Origin of the sequence: Paractinoplanes polyasparticus, assembly GCF_019710575.1 — a bacterium.
In the GTDB taxonomy this organism is placed as follows: Bacteria; Actinomycetota; Actinomycetes; order Mycobacteriales; family Micromonosporaceae; genus Actinoplanes; species Actinoplanes polyasparticus.
This window is the reverse complement of the sequence record NZ_JAHWFK010000104.1, coordinates 1-6,132: the sequence shown is the minus strand read 5'-3', so window position 1 is coordinate 6,132 and position 6,132 is coordinate 1. Positions and strand designations below refer to the sequence as shown.

The 6,132-nt window shown below is 61.6% G+C and carries 3 protein-coding genes; 2 read left to right on the top strand and 1 reads right to left on the bottom strand.

The genetic code is table 11. The annotated features are described in order from the left end of the window. The first annotated feature begins 217 nt into the window (after nt 1–217). On the top strand, nt 218–553 hold the full coding sequence (locus KXC43_RS50145; RefSeq protein WP_221383411.1) for a hypothetical protein: 336 nt from the start codon (nt 218–220) through the stop codon (nt 551–553). Nucleotides 554–746: 193 nt separating this feature from the next. Here the strand turns inward: KXC43_RS50145 and KXC43_RS50140 are convergent, their stop codons facing one another. After that, nucleotides 747–950, bottom strand: a complete 204-nt coding sequence (locus tag KXC43_RS50140; protein WP_221383410.1) for a hypothetical protein — start codon at nt 948–950, stop codon at nt 747–749. A gap of 748 nt (nt 951–1,698) precedes the next feature. Here KXC43_RS50140 and KXC43_RS50135 point away from each other — a divergent pair. Then, on the top strand, nt 1,699–5,334 hold the full coding sequence (locus tag KXC43_RS50135) for an RHS repeat domain-containing protein (protein ID WP_221383409.1): 3,636 nt from the start codon (nt 1,699–1,701) through the stop codon (nt 5,332–5,334). Nucleotides 5,335–6,132: the final 798 nt, after the last annotated feature.

Sequence of the window (6,132 nt, the reverse complement as noted above, 5' to 3'; positions counted from 1 at the left end):
GTGCAGCCACAAATGCTTCCTCCCCATGATCAGTCGATCATGTTTGAGAAGCTCCACGAAAGCGGGGGGAACTCAGCCACATCCGCCGTGAGTTGCAGCGCATGCACACACTAGGGCTGGTCGAGCAGCGTGAGATACCCATCGGCGGCGTACGTACGGCCCCCATCAGACCACCGAGCCCGGCGAACGACGCCTCCAGGATTGGGTCGCCGAGGACGTGGCCGAAGAAGCCGTGGTAGCCCGAAAACCCCTGCTCCTGAGCATCTTCCTCGGGCGTCCCATTCCGCTGGAAGACGCGCTGAAGATCAGCGACGTCCGGTTGGGCCAAGTCAGTTCCGAGCTGGAAGAAGTGCTGATCGGCCGGCGCCAGGGCGACGCGATGGGGCTGACACCGCATCCGGACCGCCGGTTCAGCGCCGCCGTCTCGGATTACACGATCCGCCAGCTCTATTTCGACCAGTCCAACCTGCGGCAACTCCGCGACACCGTGTCCGCCTTCGACGGCTCGAAACCCGAGGGGGATCGACCCCTTCCGGCTGAGACGTCTCCGTAGCCCCAGCACGACGAGCACGACCGTATTGTCGTGGTGTCGCAGACCACCCGCGGGTGTACCAGGCTCGCCAGTCACGGACGCCACGCCACAGAGATTGGGATGGACCGACCGTGCGGCCTCGAGATCGGCATCGGATGGGGCGGGCCAGATGCTGGAGGAGACTCAACTTGGCCAAGATGTACCCGGCCGCGCATCACGCGTTTCTGAGCATCGTCTGGAACAGGGCTGTCACCTGGGTGGTCAGCTCCGTCAGGGAAGACCCGCGCTCGGCTGACATCGCGGCGAGCGGGCGCTTGATCGCCAGCATGGCCAGGCCCGCACCGAGCGACCAGACCATCGTGACCGGCGGCGCAGGGTCACCGGCCGGGGCGTAGCCCGCACGCCCGGCGGCGATCACTGTGTCGGTAGCCAGTTTGGCCCCTCCTGGGCAATTGCCTACGCAGGATCCTTGGTTGTCTCGAACAGTTCGGGCTTGCCGGTCAGCACGGCCAAGGCGGAGAGAGCTGGGCTGGACCACCCGCCGGTCGACTCCGCCCTCGACACCACCGCCAGCATGATCGACCTCGGCCTGGCGCCTCGACGCTGAGGCGACGATACGGGTTGGGTGTGGTCCGGCGGCGAGAAAGGCACCGATCGCGCTCAGTCTGCCTGACGGCCCGCACGCCGCGCGTGCAGCTCAGTCGCATTGGCGAGCAAACATCCATGTTCCGAGCCCGGCAGGAACCGGCTCAACGTCATAATTCCGCGTGCATCGGTAGCCTCGAAGTCCGGCCTTGTAGTCGGATTCGGAACAGTCGAAGTGGAAAATTGCGCCGGTCTCGCTGTTGACGGCGGCCAGGCGGCGCCAGCCAACCGCCGAGGCGCTGCCATAAGCAGCGATGGATGAGATAGCTCCGACCCGTTGAGGTCACATCCGGCGGGCTGGTGGGCGACGAACCCGGCAAGGCGAGAGCGGTGTCACCTGCTGAGGGAAATCCCCCGGTTCAATCATGAGACGTACCACATCGTGGGCTACAGCAGCGCGATGGCGCATACTTTCGGGGAGCTCGATTTCACGAGAATATGCGCACCTTGAGCCGATACCAACGCAATGCCAAGGCGGACCACCCGCACGTGCAGCAATCTCAATTCTTGCAGGAGTTTGGGTGTCCATTTCAAAAGTCGACTTCGATGCAGTCTGGCAACGCCAATCGTCCGCCTTGCCGTACCGGAATAATAGGCTTCACGTCACGGCCTCCAACGCCATCGGTCTAGCCTGGCGCTACGTTTACAACGCGGCGGACAGATTAGTGTCAGATTTCGATTTCGCGGGTCGTGCCCGGCATTACTTTTACGATGGGGCCGGGCGTCTGGCGGAGCAGGTCAACGCTGCCGGAGATGTGACCAGCTATCTCTACGACAGGCAGGACCGAGTAATCGAGCGGCGAACCGGGACCACGATCGTGGAACTCGAGTATGACGTCGACGGGCGATTAGTCGCTGTCACCAGCCCGGACGCGGAAGTGACTTTCGAATACGACGCCGTCGACCGGAAAATTGCTGAGACCGTCAATGGTCGGACTATCCTGACAGCTTACGACGGCGACCGCCTGATGGGCCATACAATGCCGTCAGGACGGGCAAGCCGCTGGTTCCATGACGGGCGAGGTCTGCCGGTAGCATTGAACGTCGACGGGCAGTTGATAACTTTCGAGCGGGATTCATCTGGGCGTGAAATCGTCCGAAAGATCGGAGGCGATCTTGCCTTTCGCCAAACATTCGATTCAGCTGGAAGATTAACTTCTCAGCACATTCCAAGATCGGTCGAGCAAACTTTTAGATATAACGCGTCCGGTGACGTTACGAGGATCGGTTCTCGTTTGTTCGGCATCGACGCGCACGGCCGCATTCTTGTCGCCGGCACCGATGGCGAGAAATCTAAACGTTACCTCTACGATCGCGCCGACGTTCCTGCGGGCATGGACGGCGAGCACTGGAAGTTCGACGGCATACTGCTGGTCCAGGCCGACGGCGTCCACTTCGAATACGATTCTCTCGGCCGGATGACCCATCGGTCAAGCGAGACCGGCCGGTGGGAGTTCGTTTGGGACGCCGAGGATCAGCTGGTGGGGGTGGTGACGGCCGACGGTGACCGCTGGCAGTATCGCTACGACGCATTCGGCCGGCGCGTCGCCAAGCAGCTTCTCGCTGATGACGGAACCGTTCGGCAGGAGACTTTGTTCGCTTGGTCCGGAGACGTGATGATGGAGCAGGCCGGGGCTCAGGCGATGTCCTGGGAGTTCTGGCCTGATGGTTCCGCGCCCGTAATTCAATCTGACGATTCCGGCCTGATGACGATCGTGACAGATCTGGTCGGTACACCGACGCACTTGCTCGGCGACGGCGGCCAACGTCTATCGGCCTTGCGCACCGACCTGTGGGGACTGAGCCACCACCCAGCCCCCACGCCACTGCGCTTTCCTGGTCAATACTTCGACGCCGAGTCGGGGTTGCACTACAATCGATTCCGTTTTTATGATCCGGCCACGGCCCGCTACCTCACCCCGGACCCACTAGGCCTGAAAGGAAATCCGCACCCTTTCGGTTACGTGAAGAATCCCCTGACTCAAGCTGATCCGCTCGGCCTGACGAGCTGCAAGATGACTCAGCCGTCACTGGAGCCCTACGGCCGCGTTCACCGGCCCGCCGGTGGTCTGCCCACGCAATCGCCCGCATCCATGAGCATGCCCAATCGGATTCCGCCAGCCCAGCCGATGCCGGTCGGACTGACTTCGGGCCGGCCCGCGGCCACCCAGCCCACACGGCCTGCAAGGGCCAAGCAAAGTAACATCGGCGCGGCGCTCACGGTGAATGAAGGCACGTCACTCGATGCCGTTCTCAGTCAACTTCCCCCAGTACCCGGTCAGCGCGACGTCGAAGCCTCCCGGCGGGGAACGACAGAACGTGCAGTTGATAACACGACTGCTTTCTCCAGCCCACTTTCAGATGCCGATATCAATGCGCTCGTGGCGATCGCGCGTTCGAGTGTAGGCATGGAAGCGGGGGACTCCTACTGCATAGCACTGCTGACGACCATGCATGCCCGGATGTTCCTGCATCCGACCACAGCGTTCAATCCGCGTGGGGTCCTCCCTGCGACCAGGGCAGTCGATGATTCGGTCGTAGGTACCGGTAGGTTTGCCGCGCTCGGTGACCTGAAGACTTGGCCCGTCGTTTCTGAACTTGGCTGGGAGGCCATCCGCAGAATTGTTGCGGCGCGGCCGGGTCGCTCCGCCTTCGTCCGTATCGGAAAGCCCAACGAGATCGGCCACGCAGTCTTTGTTCACCATGGCGCTGACCAAGATATCTGGATCGAGACCTTGGATTCGCCCGTATCGACGGCTCGGCCGATGTCCGGCCTCGACTATCTCAGCTCATCCTCCCCCGTCTCCGTGGCCCTTCCCTCCGGAGTCGATCTTCGCGCTCGGTTCGTAGAGGCGGATGGCCGGATTATCGGGGAGGCAGAGTGGCCGATCGGTGATCGCCCTAGCGCGGAATCCGAGTCCATCGCCAGATCATTAGTTGATCTCAGCGGCGCCGGAACCGGCGCGGTCGGCCGCGAGATCGAGTATCCCTGGCTCATGTTCGATGTCCCACACGAGAACTCTGACGATTTTGTACGAATCATCGACGAAGTTCGCCAACTCGTAGTCGGGCCGACTCTATATTTCACTGCGGATGAAAACCCGTCAGGATTCCATTTGGAACAGGTTGGCTTCCCAGTCAGTTCGTTCATGTGGGAGGACGGAATCTTGACGGATCCGGAAGTCCACATGAGGGAGAGCCTTCAAGCGCGGAATTTGCTCCGTAGAATCGGCAGAAGAGGCGCCACGCTGGCACAGATTTTCAACGATACCCAGTTCGCCGTCGACGATCGAGTCAGGAACCTACGTCTGATACCGAAGTTGAGGCCGTCAAGGGAGGCACGAACAGAGGAGGCTCCCTTTAGATATGCGGCCGAAGTTCAAATGAGTCAATTTACCGTGGATATCAGGATGAGCGGCGCCACGACGCACCAGGTATGGACATCGCAGAACATGGCCCACGACCCTTTTTCCCTCATGGAAGCCAGCATGATCTTCGCCGGACAAGTGACTGGGAGCTACCTTGCGGAAAATAGGTTCGCGTCAACAAAGGAAGCCAGTCAGCTACGAGGGTTTGCGGCCGACGCCTACGTCTTCACGGCCGGCTTGGCTGTCAGCATTGCCGTAAAAGGGAACGACGCGCATGGCAAGCATGTCATGCCCTACGCCATCCGCCACAATCCCGCAGTTCTGCGAAGCGGCCTGATGATGGGTAACATTCGCAACTGGCTTGACTATAATTCGTACCGCGTCGAACACACCTTCGCCTTGGTAGCGGAGCGTCACTTCGTTGGGAGTTCGCCCGCCGAGATCTTGGCGATCGGCGCAGATTCAATACACGGCTCCATTCAGAACGTGCTGCAAAACTTCACGAGACATGTACCGATGATCCCTGTGAGTACAGCGCTGGCACTTGGCATGAAGACTGTTTTTCCTTTTCTAAAATCCAATCCTGAGGATCCCAATGATCCCATCGCCATTAAAGAGAATCGAACAGTCGGTGGCCAAGCGAACCTGCGGCGACCTGCGCCACTCAACTCGACCGCAGACCTCGTCACTCGCAGCAACGAACCGGACTCAATTCCCCTCATTACCGAAGAGCAGAGTAACGCCACTCTGCAGCATCTCGCCCAACTAACCCGGGATGCCAGGCAATAAGGTGATTCCTACGTCGTAGCATAACCTTTGCGCCCCAGGTTGGTGGTCGTAGCCTTGCCTCCGCGGGCCACCTGTCTCGGCGACCTGAGGTGAGCCGGCCGACGGTCGCTCAGCGGCGAGGCGCTGATTCATCACGGACCCCACGTCCGCGAATGCGGCCGCGACGAGTTCGGCGCTGTTCCCCTAGAGGCCCGCTCGGCGGGTCGACAACGCGCCGAAGGTGTCCTGCTCGTCGTCGGAGCGCACGGCAGACATGGGTGGTGAGGACATTTTCTGGCTGTTCGCGGTCCGAGACGTCTTTCCGAGACGGACAGTCGGTGGAGACCTCAAGCTGGCGGCGCCGAATTCAGGCTGCGGCTGATTCTCCCGTGCTCGCGAACGCCCGGCTGGGGGTGCGCCCCGGGCACGTTCCACTCCTGGACCAGCAGCGCGGGGCTGAGCCCCGGGTCGATGAGCCGGAGGTCTACGAATTCAGAGGTTGCCCGGGCCAGCGCGGGTTGTAGCGCGGTCTCGGCCGCGTCGATGTCACTGTGGGGACGCCCCGAGCCAGCTCGACCAGTGCGTTGCGGGCGGCGTTCGCGCCGACGTCCGTCAGTCTCTTGACGGTTTCGTGCAGCACTGAGCGTGGGCCATGATTAGCCGCTGCCTGCTGGCGATCAGCACAGCTGCCACGCCGGGTCGATGGCCTTGGCTGCGGTCGCCGCTAACCTCCTATGGGGCAGACCTGAGTTGCCCCCGCTTTGATGGAGCGGTGGTTACCTGCCGCCGGTCGGGGCAGGGGTGAGGTTATCTGGCTCG